Consider the following 17,970-nt stretch of genomic DNA (forward strand, 5'->3'; position numbering starts at 1 on the left):
CCATTTTCGCCTATTCGCACGGCGCACTCACGGGCCTTCGTCCTGATTAACTGATTCCCGATGAGTCTGAACCAGCTGTACCTGACCTTGCTCACCGGCGGCGTCGTGCTGTTGGCGAGCATCATCGGCACGCGGGTGGCGACCCGGATCGGGTTCCCCAGCCTCCTGTTCTTCCTGCTGGTCGGCATGGTGCTGGGCGTCGACGGGATCGGGCTGGACTTCAACAACGTCGAACTTGCCCGCAACGTCTGCACCACAGCACTGGCGATCGTGCTCGTCGAGGGTGGTCTGACCACACGTTTCTCTGATATCCGCGGCGTGCTGGCACCGGCAGGCGTACTGGCCACGGTCGGCGTGCTCATCAGCACCGCGATCACCGCCGTCGGTGCGCATCTGCTACTGGGCATGGACTGGCAACTCGCGCTGCTGCTCGGGGCGATCGTCTCCTCCACCGACGCGGCCGCGGTGTTCTCGGTGCTGCGGATCCTGCCGCTGCCCCGCCGGCTGGCCGGGCTGCTGGAGGCGGAGTCCGGTTTCAACGACGCGCCCGCGGTCATCCTCGTGCTGACGTTCAGCGTGGTGCCGTTCGTGTTCCACCCCGAAGGCGCGATCACCGATCTGTTCTACGAGCTGATCACCGGCGCCCTGCTGGGCTTGGCCGTCGGTTTCGCCGGCGCGTTCGCCTTACGCCGCATCGCGCTGCCCGCCTCGGGTCTCTACCCGATCGCGACCTTCGGGCTGGGTTTCATCGCGTTCGCCGCAGCGGGCAGCGCCCACGCTAGTGGCTTCATCGCCGCGTACCTGTCCGCGGTGGTCCTCGCCAACTCGGGTCTGCCGCACAAGTCGGCCACCCGTTCCTTCGCCGAGGGGGTCGGCTGGCTGGCCCAGATCGGGCTGTTCGTGCTCCTCGGGTTGCTGGTGAACCCGCACGATCTGGCAGGCGACGTCATCCCTGCGATCGTCATCGGGCTGGTGCTGCTTCTGATCGCCCGACCCGTGTCGGTGGTGCTGTCGCTGGCCGGATTCCGGATCCCGCTGCGCGAACAGCTCTTCCTGTCCTGGGCCGGGTTACGCGGTGCGGTGCCGATCGTGCTGGCCACGTTCCCGATCGTCGCCGGCGTGCCGGACAGTTACCGGCTGCTCAACATCGTGTTCGTCCTCGTGGTGATCTTCACCCTGATACAGGCGCCCAGCATCAAATTCGTGGCCAACGCGCTCGGGCTGATCACCCGCGACATCACCCGCGAAATCCAGGTCGAAGCCGCACCGCTGGACGTGCTCGACGCCGAGCTGCTGACCATGACCGTGCAACCCCATTCCCGATTGCACAACGTGACGATCCTCGAACTGCGGCTGCCCGATCCGGCGGTGATCACGCTGATCATCCGCAACGGCCGCACGTTCGTCCCGCTACCGGACACCCGTATCGCCGTCGGCGACGAACTGCTCATCGTCACCACCAGCAAGACACGGACGGCGGCCGAGGCCCGGCTGCGCGCGGTGAGCCGGCGCGGAAAGTTGGCCTACTGGTTCGACGAATACGGGCTCGAAGACTGATACCGGGTGTGGCATCGAGCACATCCGTGCTCGCCGATTTGAAATGCAACCCTCCCCCAGGGGTAGAGTTGCCGTCGATGTAGAACGTGGCCGTCGCCGCGCCCGCACGGGGCACACCTCCGGCGCTTCCAATTGCACGTTCTGACAATACTTTTCACGCAATGACGCGTGGATCAACTGTGCCTGCTTGCCGCGCTGAGTCGCCGCGCGGAGTTGAAACGGAGTTGTGTTGAATCGATCGACCGATACGGTGACGCCGCGCGAGCAGCAGTCGGTACTGGCCGCACTGCGTTCTCCCCGCCGGCTGCGCACCGAGGCTCTCGCCGGCCTGGTGGTGGCCCTTGCGCTGATCCCCGAAGCGATCTCGTTCTCGATCATCGCCGGCGTGGATCCGCGCATCGGCCTGTTCGCCTCGTTCACGATGGCGGTGACCATCGCGCTCGTCGGTGGGCGGCCCGCGATGATCTCCGCCGCCACCGGCGCCGTCGCACTGGTGGTGGCGCCGCTGGTGCGCAGTCACGGCCTGGATTACCTGATCGCCACGGTCATCCTGGCCGGAGTGCTGCAGCTGATTCTCGGCGGGCTGGGAGTCGCCAAGCTGATGCGGTTCGTGCCGCGCAGCGTGATGGTCGGCTTCGTGAACGCCTTGGCGATCCTGATCTTTCTGGCCCAGTTGCCGCATGTGCTCGGTGTGCCGTGGCTGGTCTACCCGATGGTCGTGGTCGCCATCGCCGTCATCGTGGCGCTTCCGAAACTGAGCACCGCGATCCCCGCGCCGCTGGTGGCCATCGTGGTGCTCACCGCCGCCACCGTCGGATTCGGCTGGTCGATTCCCAATGTCGGTGACGAAGGGCAGCTGCCGTCGAGCCTGCCGTCCCTGCTGATCCCCAACGTCCCGTTCACCCTGGAAACACTCGGTGTCATCGCGCCCTACGCACTCGCCATGGCGGTGGTGGGCCTGCTGGAATCGCTGATGACGGCCAAGCTCGTCGACGACATCACCGACACCCACTCCGACAAGTCCCGCGAGGCGCTGGGCCAGGGTGTGGCCAACATCGTCACCGGATTCTTCGGCGGCATGGGTGGCTGCGCGATGATCGGGCAGACCATGATCAACGTGAAGGCGTGCGGCGCGCGCACCCGGATCTCGACATTCCTGGCCGGCGCGTTCCTGCTCGGCCTGGTCGTCGGGCTCGGCGATATCGTGGCCCAAATCCCCATGGCCGCACTGGTCGCCGTGATGATCATGGTCTCTGTCGGCACCCTCGACTGGCACAGCATCAACCCGAAAACCCTGCGGCGCATGCCAAAGAGCGAAACCGCCGTCATGCTCGCCACCGTGGCGGTCACCGTGGCGACCAGCAACCTGGCCTACGGCGTCGCCGTCGGCACGCTGATCGCCATGGTCCTCTTCGCCCGTCGCGTCGCTCATTTCACCGAGGTCGTCGACATCGACCATCCGGACGAGGACACCCGCGTGTACGCGGTCCGGGGCGAGCTGTTCTTCGCCTCCAGCAACGACCTGGTCTACCAATTCGACTATGTCGGCGACCCCGAAAACATCGTCATCGACATGAGCCAGGCACACATCTGGGACGCGTCCACCGTGTCCACCCTGGACGCCATCACCACCAAATACGCTGCCAAGGGCAAGACCGTCACCATTGTCGGGATGAACGAGAACAGCGCAGAACGGCACGCCCGGCTCAGCGGTCAACTGGCCGCGGCGCACTGAACCGCCAGGGGGAATCGTTGAGCAGTCAGGATCACCTGCAGATCGGCGAGGTCGCCGCGCGAACAGAGTTGTCCATCAAGACGATCCGGCACTACGACGAGGTCGGTCTCGTCGCGCCCTCGGCTCGGTCCGCAGGCGGCTTCCGCCTCTACACCGCCGACGACGTCAACCGGCTGCTGGCGATCCGCCGGATGAAACCGCTGGGCTTCAGTCTCGAGGAGATGCGGCAGCTGCTGGATGCCCTCGACACTCTCAACTCCACTGCCGCGGACACCGCGCGGCGCGCGGCGGCGACCAGCTACGTGGCCGAATGCCATACCCGCGCACAAGAATCCTGCGTGAAGCTCACCCGGCAGCTGGCGTACGCGCAGGAGCTGACCGAGCAACTGGCTCACTACCACTGAGCCGTTTGATCTGCGAGCAGGCGGGTATACCGCGCGCATGCCGATGTCGAGACCTTTCGCGGTCCTGTTCGACGTCGACGGAACCCTCGTCGACACGAACTACCTGCACGTTCATGCGTGGGTGCGCGCGTTCCGCGAGGAGAACGTCGACGTGGACTCCTGGCGGATACATCGCAGTATCGGTATGGATGGCAGCACCCTGGTGGCAAACCTCTCCGGGGACGCAAGTGATGCTGTGCAGCAACGGCTCAAGGACCGCCACAGCAGCCTCTACAAGGACAGCGCGGACCTGATCGTGCGCCTCCCGGGCACCCGCGAACTGCTGCACCATCTGGCCGAGAACGAGGTGCAGGTGGTGCTCGCCAGTTCCGCACCGGAAGACGAACTCGCCATCACCCGAGAGGTTCTCGACAGCGAAGACGCCATCGCGGCGGCAACGTCGTCGAAGGACGTGGACACCGCCAAGCCCGACCCGGGCATCGTCAAGGTGGCCCTCGAACGGGCCGGCGTATCCGCCGATCGGGCGGTCTTCGTCGGGGACGCGGTGTGGGACGGGGAAGCCGCCCGTCGCGCCGGCGTGCCGTTCATCGGCCTACGTTCCGGTGGGGTCGCCGACTGCGAGCTCGAAAAGGCCGGTGCGCAGGCCGTTTTCGACGATCCGCTCGACCTGCTACAGCATCTGGACGGAACGGCCATCGGGACTCTCATCGGCGAAGCTGTCCATCCCGCGAAGTGAGCGCGGCGGGCGCGTCGACTTGACCGCGGGCATCGAATGTGTGTTCTAATATCTGCGACCGCCAGCCCGCCCAGCGCAAGCGATGCTTAGAAGGAGTTCGCCGTGACGATGACTGTAGACACTCAGGCGCCAGAAACGATGACCATCGACTCCGACACTCCCGACACGTTGATCTCCTCGGCCGAGAGCACGCCCGAGACCGACGCACCTGCCTCCGAAGCACCCGCCGACGAAAAGCCCAAGAGGGCCCCGGCCAAGAAGGCACCGGGCAAGAAGACCAAGACCATCGAGCTGACCCTCACCGTCACGGGCACCGCCGACGGCGAATGGCACGCCGAGCTCAAGCAGGGCACCACCTACCTGGCGCGCAACGTCGCGGTCGCGGCCGCCGCAGTGTCCCGGGCCGCCAAGGAACTACACGAGGACCTCTCCACCCCGATCGATGAGGTGATCGAGGCGGCCCGCTCCGAACAGGCTGCCAAAGTGGCTGCCTTGGAGGCAGAACTCGAAGCTGCGCGAAAGGTATTGTCCGACTTGGCATAACGCGCAGGCCCGGAGCGTCCGGTCAAAGTCGCCTACCCGTAGGCGGGATAGCGACTTTCCCAGATCGCGAGTTGCTCCGCGCGGTACCGCCGGACGATTCGGGTCTCAGGACCGAGCAGCATCGTGGGCCCGCCGACCCCGTCGTAGTGTTCCCAGGGCTCTCCCCCACGAACGAACTCCAGCCACAGTTGCTGAACTGCATCCGACATCTGGAGGGCCGCCTCGTCGGCACCGGCCAGGGCGGGCGCGGCATCCAGGGTGCCGAACAGCAAGGGCAGACACGAATCGTGGCAGGCCCCGAACCCGGCGCGCGGAGAAGGCCACTGCAGTTCGTAGCGAAACACTGGGTTGCCGCGCTCGGCGTGGGCCCTGACGAACTGCTCGGTAGGCGCGGCGAAGTGGTAGTCGGTGACCATCGCGCTGGCGACATCGCGAAGCGTGTGCTGGTCGGCGCGGTAGGTGGCCACCACCGCGCCCGGGTCGTGACTGTCTCCGGCGAGTGCCCGCGCCCGGTCGCGCAGGTACTGCTCGGTGAAGACCCCTTCATCCAGCGCCGCGTCGAAGATCCGCCACTCGTCGCGCGTCGTTCCGGCCAGGATGGGGATCGCCGGCATGGCGCGGGTGCGCGCAACCAACAACGGGTGCTCGGCGATGACGTCGCCGTCGATGCAGGGATGGAACGGCCCCTGCGGCGGTACGAATCCGGTGTCGATGCGACGCTGCGCGGCAAGGATCTGCTCGACGTCCGGTTCTCGGCCGACGGATGAGATGACTTTCTCAGCCACGGCCGCGGCGGCTGCGGTCGAGCGGACACGCTCCAAACCGCCGCTCTGCAGAATCGCGCGGTCGAACAGACGGCACCCGCCGGCGAGCAAGGCCGATATCGCGATCGCGCCCGAGGACTGCCCCGCCACCGTGACGGCGTCGGGGTCGCCGCCGAAGGCGCCGATCTGCTCGCGCACCCACCGCAGCGCGTGCCGCTGGTCGCGCAGTGTCAGGTTGGTGGAGTCGGCCCCGTGCCAGTCCGGCGCGTAGAGCGAACCGAGCACGCCGAGCCGGAAATTCACTGTCACCACTACGATGTCGCCGCGCCGGGCCAGTCGCGCACCGTCGAGCAGCGGTGCCGACCCGTGGCCCTGGGCCTGCCCGCCGCCGTGCAGAAAGACCAGCACAGGCCGGCGGTGGTCGTCGATCGCGGGGGTCCAGATGTTGAGTGTGAGACAGTCCTCGCTCATGGTCAGGCCGCGCTTGGCCAGCCGCTCGGGCGCGATGTCCTGCGGGGCGATCGCACCGAACGCCATCGCCTCCCGCACGCCGGCCCAACTGGGTACGGGTTGTGGTGGACACCAACGATGTTCACCCGTCGGCGCCGCCGCGTAGGGCACACCGCGGAAGACGATGACGTCACCGTGCGCGTCGCCGCGCAGTGCTCCGTACGAGGTGTGCGCGACGGCGGTCACGGGCGCTCGGTCAGCGGATAGTTCTGCGCCATCTCACCGTCGAGTATCCGGGTCAGAAAGTCGCGGCCCTTGAAGCTCACCACCTCGACGCGCAGCCCGCTGTGCGGGTCGCGCAGGAACGCCACCCCGGCACCGGTGCGCTCCAACTCCCAACCGTTGGCCTGCAGCCGGGCGACATCGTCGCGCCAGCACTGTGCGTAGTAGCCGAGGTGGTGCATGCCGCCGAGCTTCGGTTCGGCGAAGATCGAATCTTTGTCAGCGACAACCTCGATCAGCTCCAGGTACGGCGGGCCGGACGTGGAGAACGCGATGCGTACGGTCTGGTCGTCTGCGGATCCGTCGGGCCGGGTGAAGCCGCTGCGCATCTCGAACGGCGGCGCCCAGGTGATCCGCATGGCTGCCGCCACAGAGTCCATGGCTCTCGCCAGATCGGGTACGAGATGGCCCACGTGGTAGACGTTGTCGAAGGCCGACGCGGCGAGCGTCTCGAGTCTGGGGTCCATGTCAGATCCTGTACCTGCGGCGGATGGCGTCGAAGCGGGCGTGCAGTTGCGCGGCGCGTTCGTCGGCCGTGACGCGCCGGGTTTCGGCCGGCAGCACGGTGTCCAGCTCGGTCAACGGCACGACGGTGGTACTGACGTCTGGCACCTGTCGGCTGCCGATGACCCGCATGGTGAGATAGCCCGCACTGAACCGTTGGGTGTCGATCCAGTTGTGCACGCCGGGATCGTTGTGGGCCAGCACCATTCGCACACGGCCGTCGGAGTCGATCGCCGATCTGCTCGGGGTGTGGCTCACCGGCCGATACAGGTAGTCCATGCTGTTCCAGAACGCGCCCATGTTGGTCAGCATCCAGAATTCCCCGTCGTCGGCGAACTCGAAGAGCAGCGCTTCGTCCGGCCCGAGGCGCCATGGCGTGGTGACGATGAGCCGGCCGCGGCGCACATCGCGTTGCTCGGCCGTGCCTGCGAAGCGCGCGCCGGGAAAGACGTTGGGCTCTGGCTCGCCGAACAGCGAGCCGATCTGCAGTTCGCGGTCCGGCCAGTCGGTCATCGCCCCGGTGAGGAAGTCGCCGGCCCATTGCATCGACGCGATGAGATCCTGCGGGGTCGGAACGGGACGTGGCTCGTCCATGTCGATGCGTTCGATGCTGAATTGCGCCGAGCGCTCCGCCCAGGAGTCGAAGCCCTGCCGCATGAAGAGCTTGCGTGAACCCGCTGTGGTGGGCAGCCAATTCGGTTCTCGCCGTTCCCCTCCGACGTAGAGCACGAAGCTGCCGTCCGGCTCGGTGACAAGGTCATCACCGGTGATGTTCGCCTCGGGGGTATCCCCGAAGGGCTCATGCAGATTGGGGTGATCGGCGCCGTAGTAGACGTCCTTTTCCGGACGCGGCCCCTGCACGGTGAAGTTGATGAAACGCGCAGTACCCCGGTCACCTTCGATGCGATACGTCGATGCGCCGTCGATCCAGGCCTGCAGATAGACGAAGTCGGCGTTGTCGCCGCCGAGCTTGCGGCTCGGCCCGCAGAACGGATGGATCATCGGATAGCGGGTGTTCTTGGTCTCCAGGGCGAGATCGTAAGCCTGCCCGAGATTCTGCGTGAGGTAGCGGAACGCGTCGGCGCGTTGCAGCGCATTCGGCGGCGAGGTGTCCTTGAACGCCAGATCTCCGGCGGCCTTGAGCCGGTCGCAGAAGTCGTGCCACGCCGCACGCAGCGCCGCGTCGTCCGCGGTGTCGCCGAACGCCATCAGTGCCTCGTCTCGATGTCGATGCCGAATCGCTCGCGGTATCCGGCGAATTCGTCGTGCAGCTGCTGTACGGGGACCGGTAGGACGTCGGTGGAGTACGTGAACTTGCCGTACCGGTCGCTGCGGTTGGTGACGAGGTAGTCGCGCATCGCCTTTTCGGCGGCGGCGGTCAACGGAAGTCCGGCGAAGTCGTAGAAACCCTCGATCGCGGCGACCGGGTCGGCGACGAAGTCGCGGTAGCGGACGTGGTGGATACGCGGGTCGTCCACCAGCGGGTCGGTGAGGTAGGCGTGGAAGTTCGCCCTCGACCCCTCGATGGTGTCCTTGGCGTACTGCGTCCAATCCAGCGCCCCGGCAAGACTCTCGTTGATCTGCCCGAAGGCCACGATCTGGGAGGCGAGCACCTGCACCGGGTCACGGTGTACCCAGACGATGCGCGCGTCGGGGTAGGTGTCGAAGAGCGCGCGCAGGCGTCGGCCGTGAAAGCCCTTGAGCACCCAGCGTTTCGGCGGGCGCGAATGTTGGATGTGTTGCAGCATCATGCGGTGTAGCGCGTATTGCGCGCGATGGTCTTGGCCGAAGTTCTGGATCGTGAGCGGGACCCGCCACCAGGCGCTCGGGTTGGTCGCACGGAAGTCGAAGGCCCACGTACGTTCACACTCGGGCAGCCCGGCACCGAGCAGATCGTTGTACGGGTGGCTGACGATCCACGGCGGGATGCGATCGAGGATTTCCCGCCAGTCGGCATCGGCCTGCGCGCGGCGCGGGTCGTCGACGCCGGCCGGGCCGGGTGGTGGCGAGGGATACATCACCTCCCAGAACCGCAGCGCGCGGAAATCCTCGTCCTCGGCGAGCAGGGCATGCAGCAGCGTCGTTCCCGACCGAGGCTCGCCGGTGGCGAAGAGCGGGGCCGTAATTGCTTCTGCCTGCAGCGGCAGGCGGGCATGGTCTGCGATGAACCGCAGACGGCTCGTGAGCAGTCCGTCGATCGTCAATGCAGCTGCCCGCGAGCCGGTTTCATCGAGTTGGGCGCTGTTCATCCTGTCGACGACCAGTGCCACGCGGGCGGGCAGGGTTTCGTCGCCGAAGTCGGTGACCCCGGTCGATTTCTGCGCGGCGGCGATGAGGACGTCGGTGTCCAAGGTTGTCATGGTGTGCTTCCTGTGAGCTTCAGCAATTCGTCTTCGACCTCGCGAACTTTGCGTGCCGACTCGGCGGCGTAGGCCTGCCCGGCCATTCCGCTGTAGTCGAGCACCGAGACGACTTGGGCACCCGCCTCGGCGAATTCGGCGATCTGCGTGGCGACCTGCTTCGGCGTCCCGTGCGGAACGACGGACAGGATCGCGGCCGGGTCGACCTGTTCGAAGAGCCGGAGCAGCCTGTCGCGGGTCAGCACGCGCGGGTCGATGTCCTGGATGCCGCGCCAGTGCTCCCCCATCGGATGACGGTGACCGGTGGTTCGCAGCGCGTCGGCCGTCAGTTGCAGCACCAGCGACTTCACCAGCGGGCGTTGCACAATCACGCTCAGTTCGTCGGGCTCACCGATGAGGCAGACCACCATCTTCGCGGGCGTGATCGCCTCCGGGTCGCGCCCGGCCTGTTCGGCCGCCTCCCGGATGCCGGCCAGCTGGTTGGCATAGATCTCGGGCCCGGCGCTGCCCGTCGGCCACCAGCCGTCGCCGAATTCCCCGACCAGGCGCAGCATGCGGGGGCCGTTGGCCCCGATCCAGATGGGTGGCGGGCCGGTGTGGTGCAACTCGGTGTCCAGCCGGGCGTGCTCCAGCGTGAAGTACTGCCCGGCGAAGTCGATCGGTCCGTCGGTATTCCACAGCAGCCGGATCAGCCGGAGTGCCTCGGCGAATCGACTCACCGCGCTCTGATGGTCGAAGCCGTACGGCGCCAGGTTCTCGCGCTCGCCGGCGCCCAGTCCCAGGATGAACCGGCCGTCCGAGAGATGGCTGAGGGTCAGTGCCGACTGGGCCAGCATCACCGGGTGGCGTCGAACGGTGTCGAGAACGCTGGTGGCGAGCCGGGTGCGGGTGGTGCGCGCCGCGACGGCACCGGCGAGGGCAAGGGTGTCCAGGTAGCGGTGCGGTGACGGCGACAGCTCCGCGAGGTCGGTGAACTCGGCCGTCCAGATCGAGTCCGGCCAGAAACTCACCAGGTGATCGGGCAGCCAAAGGGAGTGGTAGCGGCCATCATCGAGGGCGCCCAGCCCGCTGAGATCGAGCGGCAGAGTTGTCCGAAAGAACGAGGCCAGCTCCAAGGGCATGCAGGGCAAGCTACCCCAGGATGACGGCTACGTCACCGAATTGCTGGGCATCTGCTCAGCATTGCTTGATCCGCAAACCAAGAAACCCGGCCGACCAATGGCCGGAGCGGGTTTTCAAACGTGGAGCTAAGAGGATTCGAACCCCTATCTGACCTACGATTTGCGGGATCACCTGCGGAAATACGGTCGCATCCGACACGCCACAAGCTATCGCGACCTGCACCAACCTGAAGGCGTGCTGTCAATGACAGCACAGGCGCGCGTTCGTATTGACGCTGCCGTCGGACGTCGGCAGTACGGTCCCCGAATATGGACGAGGGGTCTGCCTCCGATCCGACCGAAGCGTTCGCGGATCCGACTGAGTTGGCTGCGCCACGATTAGGAACAACCGCTGCGGCGGCTCGTCTTCCACGCCTTCATCGAGCGACCAAGCGTAGGCCCACTGAGTGTCAACTTCCGCGAGGCCGATGCAGGACCTCGTTTTCCTGCTCTAACAGCTTGTTCCGAGGCCGCGCATCCCGCAGCTCACCGGACTCGATGCTGCTCTTGCCGGGCTCGGTGTCCTCGTCGATGTCGGCCGGCGCATCCACTTCTGCAGCGTTATCGGATGGACCCCGAAATCGGTGGCGGTCTGCTCGATCGTCACGCCGTCGTCTCAGTAAAGGGCGACCGGACGACGCCCTCACCGAACTCGCGGGCGTAAGGCTTTGGCACATGAACATCCTTTCAGCTCGCCACAGGCAAGCCAACTCAGATGCACCTATTCGTGCAGCAGACCCAACGGACGAACCAAATATGCGTAGCTTGGGGCCCGGCCACACGCGTGCAAGTATCCTTCATCTGTTACTTGCCCGGGGGTGCCGTTTGGGCAGGACCATCGTCTCGAAGCCTCGGAGGTAGCGGGTGCGAACTTCATCTGCGGACAGCGGCACTGTCGGAATTGGCAGGTACTGATAGATGGCATCGGACGACAGGTTGGATTGGCGCAACTCTCGCCACTACATCCGCTATTGGCGGCTCCGTTTCGGAGGATCAATCGCCGCTGTCGCAGGCCTCCTGATCACGTGGGTCTTCACCCTCATCGCCATATACAACATCTCGCCGTACAACTCCGCCTACGACCGAGCGTCATACAAGTCCGAATACCTGACCCTCGCCGGGATCGTCTCAGCTGTCATCGTCGCGATTTACCTGATTTACATCATGGTCGTGCAGTTCCTTTCGATGGACGTGCGGCGGCGATGGATGAGAGGTCAGGCGAGGACCGTAGTGCAGCTGTCCGCCGACTCTGCCGGCACTCCATCTGCGGCCATAGCAATCAACGCTGATTCGCACGAATCATTTCGCTTGCCGCCGCCGCCTCCAGAGCTGCTGCGAGCAGCAGCCGAGGGCCAGCTCGCCGTGTTCGTAGGCGCCGGCGTCGCTTTAAGCGCGTCGTACCCGAGCTCCACAGATCTCATTTCGCATCTCTTCGAGTGGGCTTGCGAGCAAGAGGCATTGGATCCCGACCTGGCAAAGTCGCTGCGACTCAGCCTCGATGGCGGTCAGATCGCTTCTGTCGCAGATGAAATCGCCGCCGCCACAGACCGCAACGCCTTGGCTCGTGAAATTGCGGCTATCCATAGCGCAGAACCCATGCCGTCCAAACTCTACGTGGCATTGGGCAGCCTGCCCGCCTCCGCGGTGCTCACGACAAATTACGACACAATGCTGAGTCGAGTACTACCGGACGTCCCTCAGCTGACATGGCGGGATGGAAACGTCGTCCTTGACAATCTCAGCCGTCGGCAGAGATTTCTCATCGCGCTGTACGGCACACCCAGCAAGCCCGATACTCTGCTGCTAAGTCCGGGTCAATTCAGCGACACGGTCGCCAACAACCGGCCGCTGGGCCAGGCACTCGCCGGGCTGTTGTCGACCCGAACAGTGCTGTTCATCGGCACCAGCATGGCGAGCATCGCCAACTTCATCGAGCCGCTATCGATCAGCTCACTTCAGGGACGTCACTTCGCTCTGGTCAACGCATCATCGCCCACGTGGCGCACTGAAGCCAACGCACTTCGCAGGCGGTTCAACACGCATGTACTGCCATACAGCCCCTTCGACGCTGACAAGATGGTTGGTTTCCTCGAACGAATCACGGATTACGCCGACCGCACGCCTGATCGAGCCTCTACATCGAAACTGGCCGCAGACAAAGTGCGCCGGATCGTCCTGGAGAACATCGGACCCTTCGAAGAGCTCTCCGTCGAGTTCGATGACGACTTCAATGTGATGCTCGGCGACAACGGCGTGGGAAAGTCGACGATCCTGAAGGCTCTCGCTCTGGTGTACTCCGGTGATGACGGACCGGTGTTCGGTGCCCGACTGCTGCGGGCTGGTGCGTCCCGGGGTGCCATACAGGTCGAGACGAGTAGCGGCCGGCGGTTCCTGACTGACCTATCGCGATCAACCACTGAGACGATCGTTCGGCACTCGCCCCGACTGGAATTAGAAGCCGAGCGACACATGGTCATCGGTATCCCGCCACTTAGAACGCTGACCTGGCAACGAGAATCGGCCCCGAGTGGTGCAGACACACCCAAACGTCCGAGTAGATCAGATGTGCTGGCGCTGCTGCTGGGCGAGCCCGATTCCCGTCTAGACTCGGTCAAACAGCGGATCATCAACTGCGACTACCTAATTAAGGATAGCCTCGCCAGCGGCACCAAATCAGCCAAGCCCCAGGCACTGCTAGACGACCTAGTTCGGGCGATCAAAGTGCTGACCGCCGAGCTGGATATTCGCTTTGACCACGTGGACCCGGAGGCGAATGCCGTCTACGTGAGAACTGCCGACGGCGTTCTGCCGATCGAGGCGCTGAGTCAAGGAGCCAACGCGCTCATCGGCTGGGTCGGCTTCGTAGTCGAACGACTCCACGACACCGCATCATCTGGTGAAGTCGCGCTACACCGCAGCGCAACTGTGTTGATCGACGAAATCGATGCCCACCTGCATCCGGATTGGCAACAACAACTGACCGCGCGGCTAAAGGAATTGCTACCCAACGTCCAGTTCATAGCAACGACACACTCACCGCTGATGGTCGGCGGCATGAAACAACGACAAGTCACCGCGTTGACCCGACGCAATGGGTTGCTCTGCCGCGTGCCACGTTCTGGCGAAGACGACGACGTCATCCGAGGGCGGGCCGATCAGCTCCTCACCGGTCACCTATTCGGACTCACCACGTCGGTGGACCTAGACACCCGAAGAAGCGTCGAGCGCTACCAGGAACTACTGGTCGCCGAGCGGGGACAAGAGGAGGAAGCCGAATTCCGCGCGTTGCAGGACTATCTCGAGGTCCGGGTGCCCGTCGGCCCGTCAACGCCGTCGGAGCAACGCGCGATGGACTTCCTTGATCTCCTGCTCACTGAGGCTGTGGGCAAGTCCACGCCTAATGTGCAAGAACAGCTCAAAGAGAGGGCGCGGGAACTGCTAGACGAAGTAAGTCGGCTTGGTTCGGTGGAAGGTTAACGTGCGTTACGTAAGATTCCACCCGGACCACATCGACGATGAGCCGATTTCCGAGGATGCGAAAGAGGAGTTCCGGACGTGGTACACGACGGCCGAACGAGCTCGTCGGGACGCAGTCACCGAGTACGAAACGACCGGCGAGGTGCCCGTGGAAACTCAGCAGATCTGGCGTGCGCACAAGAAATGGTTGCTTCGCAACAAGTTTGGCAACAAATGTGCATACTGCGAAAAGTCGTTGACAGACATCCCAACTGCAGCCGAGCACTGGCGGCCAAAACGGGCGATCACCGGTTCGCGAGATCACCCCGGCTACTTCTGGCTTGCCTACAGTTGGTTCAACCTGCTGCCTTCATGCGACATGTGCAATTCGTACGCAGGCAAGAAAAATCAGTTTCCAATTACGGGGGAGCGTGTGTTTCGCGTAACGCTGGGACCGGGCGAGCGAGAACAGTTGAAGAGTCCAGCCGATGCGATAGAAAGCGCTAGCCAGCCAGGAGAATACTACCTCGGTCCCCTTGACCTAGATGACCGCGAGGGCCCTCTCCTGTTGCATCCCTACATCGACCAAGACTCCGCCGCCCACCTGGATTTCACTCCGAAAGGTCGCGTCGAACCCAAAACAACAAAAGGCAGACAGTCGATGATCGTCTTCGACCTGCATCGCGAGCAGCTGAATACGCTGCGGAGCGCAACCGCCGACCGACTCAGGAGAAGCCTGATAGTCCGCTACGTCGACCGGGTAGAGCTTTCGAACATGGATAAGCAAGTCGCACTCGACGAGGCCGAGTCCGAGTTGATCAGAATGATCGACGAACGTACACCCTTCTCGGTGGCGTCCCTCGTGATGCTCAAGAAGATTGCTGCACGCGAGCGCGCCTTCTTAACGGAGGATTGACCTTCAGGACTCTGACTACCGGCGGCGACGTCCAACGGTGCGATGCGAAGTCGTTGCGGTGAGGACCCCGGCGTGCGCGGAGCGTATGTCGTGCACATTTCCATCGTTTGAGTCGAAGCATTGACACGCCGATCAGCGATCGGCGCCATTTCCCTGCGCTGATCTGCGCAAACGTTAGGCGCAGTAAAGGGATGCATGTTGTCGACCACGTCTCCCACGCAAAGCGCCATCATCTGGCCTCCGCCCTTGCACGAGAGAAATGATTCTCGGGGCGACGCTCGGCCCGACACAGCCTCTGGAAGATGCCTGCAAGACGGTCCGCGCAAACCTTGACCACTCCGACCCAACGGTGTGACGCTGACGGGACCCACCGAACCGGAGAAAGATCGGCGGACCCCTTCATAGCTTGTGGACAACTTTCCGACCTGCGAAGGGCTACAAAGTTGCGGAAGCGTTGACGGACAGGATATTTAGAACCGACTCTGACCCATTCCGGTGAGCACGGTACGCGCCAGTGTGTCACCGTGTACACCAAGCGGATACGTTTAGTGCCGAGCCCGCAGTGCACGCGCTACATCGTTCCGAGCTGAGTTTCGAAACCATCGACACAACGGTCGATCCGCAGTCGCGCGACTTCGTGATAAGCCTGGGCAACCTGCAGGCGCCCATGGTCTGCGGATCGACACATTGGAGCGCTTTGCACCCAAACCGCATCGCCCACCTCACCGGCGCGGTGTGTGACTGCCGGACCCGCACAACACCGCTAGTTGGCGCTCATCACAGAGTCTGAACATGTCACTGAATCGTCTGGCGCCAACGGCGAAGGCAAACTGCGGCGGTGGGATCCCGAGGCCCAGCTGGTCGGTGCGCTGAGGCTTCTGCCGGCGGCAAGCACCGCCCGATCGTGAATCTGGTTGCAAACAGCGCAATCTGGCGACCGGACCAGCCCTAGGCGATGGAGATCCTCCGGGGCCTGGCCGAGCGGAGCACCGACCACGATCCTGTGGCGGTGCCGCACGCCGGCCGCCGTCACGGTCCCGCCAACACCGGCACCGCTCGAGTTAGCCTCCCGCGCCGCCACAGGTTCTTCGTTTACCTCGCCGATCTGTACACGTCGGCGGTCCCCCGTCCCGCCTGCACGGCCCATCAAACTAGCCAACACGCCGTTGTCGTCGTGGTGGCTAGTGCATGCTATGAGGTGATGCCTAGCGGCAGCGGGGAGGGCTGGGGCCGTGACCGATTTTGACGCAGCTGAGGATGAGCAGCCTGCAGTCACCGGTGCACACGATGTCGACAGCGAGCAAGAACAGGTCGAAGATCGGGTGCGCGCCGCGGTCGTGATTGTGCACGGAATGGGAGAGCAGCGGCCTCTGGATACGTTGAGGAGCTTCGTGCAGACCGCCCTGACGCCGCTCGACGGCGGCTGGCGCTACTACTATTCGCGTCCGGCGACCGTCACGAGATCTTATGAGGCGCGCCGCTACATTGCCCGCCAGTTGAACGGTCAAGCGGGCCAGGTGCAGACGGAGATCTTCGAATACCACTGGTCCTACATGATGACCGGCAATCGGCTGAGTGATTTGTTCGCCAGCACTACCCGGCTGCTAGTCCGTAGGGTGCGCCATGTGCCGCCCGAACTCTTTGGCATCTGGCGGATCGCATGGGCAGCCATCGCGCTGATACCCGTTCTATTGCTGGTCGGCTACCTTATGAATCGTGCGCTACCAGGCTGGCTGACGGCGATCCTCAGCAGCGCTGTCGTCATCGGCGTGGTGACCCTGGCGGCGAAATCGATGGGCAACTGGATAACCGGTTCGTTCGTCGACGTGGTGCGATACCTCGACACATCACCGCGGTCCTATAGCGCACGCAGAAAGATTCGAGGCGGCCTGGTAGATCTACTGCGCAGCCTGCACGACACCGAGCGATACACGCGGATCGTGGTGGTGGCTCACAGCCTTGGCGCCTACATCGGCTACGACGCCATGTCGTCGCTATGGACCGACCTCCATCAGATTCACTCCGGCCCGCCGGGCCCCCTGCCGAATGGAGGTAAGCGGATACCCCTCGACGGCCTGGCTGCGCTGCAGCAAGCCGCCGACGACGTACTCGACAGCGCAGCCATCCAAGACTCTTCGAATCCGACGAAGGAGCTCAACGACCGCGTCGACCGATTCCGGAACTGCCAGTTCGATCTATGGAAGGGCTTGCGGAGTCAGGGAAATCCTTGGCGGATCACTGATTTCGTCACGGTAGGAACGCCGATGTACCTCGCCGACATCCTCCTAACCCGCCCCGGCCTCTTCAGTGCTCTACGCGGACAAGTCCCGACGGCGGCGCGCGAAGAGTTCGACGCGATGACGCGCCGCGGCGAGCTGGTCCGCTGCCCGCCCCGTAGCGAAACTCAGCCCGTAGAGAACATGATCGAACCAACGACGATGAAGTACGGCTGGCGGTACGGGACCCGACAGGTCCTGGGTTCGCAATCACTGTTCGCAGTCGTACGGTGGACGAATATGTGGTTTCCGGTCACGAAAGGATCTGTACGGGGCGACTTCTTCGGAGGCCCGCTGCGACCTCTATTTGGGCCGGGTATCCGCGACATCCCCGTCACAGGCAACGTAAAGGGCCGCCAGGTGCGGTGGGGCAGGGCGCACACCCGATACTTCGGATATCCCTCGGCCATCGGTGACCACGACATCGCGACCCATATCCGTCGCGCACTGAACCTGGACGATCGAAATTATCTCGTCGATGCGCTCGAGCCAGATCCGAACACCTCCATGACGCCCCCATCGCCGGGGCCCTACGAATGAGCCGCACGTGTCGCGACAACCAGGTTTCGGCGAATCGCTAACCGAACCAGATGCCGGTTGTATGTGGCACATCGTTGACTCGACATCCGCGAAGCTGTTGCCCACCGGGGGGTTGCGATTTCAAGATCACGCCGTGGGCCGTCACAGTGCTGAACACCTGAGCGACCGACATTTCCTGGGTTCAGCCGGGATGCGGCTCAGCGAGCGCTGCAAGCGGTCAGCAGCTGCCCCGAGGGAATCGGCACGGTTGCCCCAACCACCGATGATCCACAGCACTACGGTCCCCC

14 protein-coding genes are annotated in these 17,970 nt (G+C 64.2%); 8 read left to right on the top strand and 6 right to left on the bottom strand.

Annotated features, from left to right (window positions below; all coding sequences use genetic code 11):
• The first annotated feature begins 60 nt into the window (after nt 1-60).
• From ACNQR1_RS27060 to ACNQR1_RS27080, 5 genes are all read left to right on the top strand, one after another.
• Complete coding sequence (locus ACNQR1_RS27060; protein ID WP_418048695.1) at nt 61-1,557, top strand: potassium/proton antiporter; 1,497 nt, start codon at nt 61-63, stop codon at nt 1,555-1,557.
• 229 nt (nt 1,558-1,786) lie between these two features.
• Nucleotides 1,787-3,292 (top strand): SulP family inorganic anion transporter, encoded by a 1,506-nt coding sequence (locus ACNQR1_RS27065; RefSeq protein ID WP_418048696.1) that lies wholly within the window; start codon nt 1,787-1,789, stop codon nt 3,290-3,292.
• Nucleotides 3,293-3,309: 17 nt separating this feature from the next.
• The gene (locus ACNQR1_RS27070; RefSeq protein ID WP_418048697.1) at nt 3,310-3,696 is read left to right on the top strand and encodes a MerR family transcriptional regulator; all 387 of its coding nucleotides are present in this window, start codon (nt 3,310-3,312) and stop codon (nt 3,694-3,696) included.
• Between the two features lie 43 nt (nt 3,697-3,739).
• Nucleotides 3,740-4,432 carry an HAD family hydrolase gene (locus ACNQR1_RS27075; RefSeq protein WP_418050527.1) on the top strand — a complete coding sequence of 231 codons (693 nt, stop codon included), beginning with the start codon at nt 3,740-3,742 and terminating at the stop codon, nt 4,430-4,432.
• A gap of 108 nt (nt 4,433-4,540) precedes the next feature.
• On the top strand, nt 4,541-4,975 hold the full coding sequence (locus tag ACNQR1_RS27080) for a DUF6319 family protein (RefSeq protein ID WP_418050528.1): 435 nt from the start codon (nt 4,541-4,543) through the stop codon (nt 4,973-4,975).
• A 32-nt stretch (nt 4,976-5,007) separates the two neighbouring features.
• On the opposite strand, the gene ACNQR1_RS27085 is transcribed toward ACNQR1_RS27080, so the two are convergent.
• The 6 genes from ACNQR1_RS27085 to ACNQR1_RS27110 all read right to left on the bottom strand — a co-directional run bounded on the left by ACNQR1_RS27085 (nt 5,008) and on the right by ACNQR1_RS27110 (nt 11,046).
• Nucleotides 5,008-6,435: a carboxylesterase/lipase family protein gene (locus tag ACNQR1_RS27085; protein ID WP_418048698.1), complete on the bottom strand. Its 1,428-nt coding sequence runs from the start codon at nt 6,433-6,435 to the stop codon at nt 5,008-5,010.
• Complete coding sequence (locus ACNQR1_RS27090) at nt 6,432-6,938, bottom strand: VOC family protein (protein ID WP_418048699.1); 507 nt, start codon at nt 6,936-6,938, stop codon at nt 6,432-6,434. Before ACNQR1_RS27090 ends, ACNQR1_RS27085 begins: the two co-directional genes overlap by 4 nt.
• Before the next feature lies 1 nt (nt 6,939).
• On the bottom strand, nt 6,940-8,184 hold the full coding sequence (locus tag ACNQR1_RS27095; RefSeq protein ID WP_418048700.1) for a DUF1214 domain-containing protein: 1,245 nt from the start codon (nt 8,182-8,184) through the stop codon (nt 6,940-6,942).
• On the bottom strand, nt 8,184-9,335 hold the full coding sequence (locus ACNQR1_RS27100; protein ID WP_418048701.1) for a sulfotransferase family protein: 1,152 nt from the start codon (nt 9,333-9,335) through the stop codon (nt 8,184-8,186). Before ACNQR1_RS27100 ends, ACNQR1_RS27095 begins: the two co-directional genes overlap by 1 nt.
• Complete coding sequence (locus tag ACNQR1_RS27105) at nt 9,332-10,456, bottom strand: LLM class flavin-dependent oxidoreductase (RefSeq protein ID WP_418048702.1); 1,125 nt, start codon at nt 10,454-10,456, stop codon at nt 9,332-9,334. The genes ACNQR1_RS27100 and ACNQR1_RS27105 overlap by 4 nt, the downstream gene beginning before the upstream one ends.
• A gap of 449 nt (nt 10,457-10,905) precedes the next feature.
• Complete coding sequence (locus ACNQR1_RS27110; RefSeq protein WP_418048703.1) at nt 10,906-11,046, bottom strand: hypothetical protein; 141 nt, start codon at nt 11,044-11,046, stop codon at nt 10,906-10,908.
• Between the two features lie 367 nt (nt 11,047-11,413).
• Here ACNQR1_RS27110 and ACNQR1_RS27115 point away from each other — a divergent pair, with 367 nt between their 5' ends.
• From ACNQR1_RS27115 to ACNQR1_RS27125, 3 genes are all read left to right on the top strand, one after another.
• A complete protein-coding gene (locus ACNQR1_RS27115; RefSeq protein ID WP_418048704.1) occupies nt 11,414-13,972 on the top strand; it encodes an AAA family ATPase in 2,559 nt (852 codons plus the stop codon).
• Between the two features lies 1 nt (nt 13,973).
• Entirely contained in the window at nt 13,974-14,867 is an 894-nt protein-coding gene (locus ACNQR1_RS27120; protein ID WP_418048705.1) for a hypothetical protein, read from the top strand.
• A gap of 1,232 nt (nt 14,868-16,099) precedes the next feature.
• Nucleotides 16,100-17,683 carry a hypothetical protein gene (locus ACNQR1_RS27125; RefSeq protein WP_418048706.1) on the top strand — a complete coding sequence of 528 codons (1,584 nt, stop codon included), beginning with the start codon at nt 16,100-16,102 and terminating at the stop codon, nt 17,681-17,683.
• Nucleotides 17,684-17,970 lie beyond the last annotated feature (287 nt).

Source organism: Mycobacterium sp. 48b (genome assembly GCF_048282725.1).
Lineage (GTDB): Bacteria > Actinomycetota > Actinomycetes > Mycobacteriales > Mycobacteriaceae > Mycobacterium.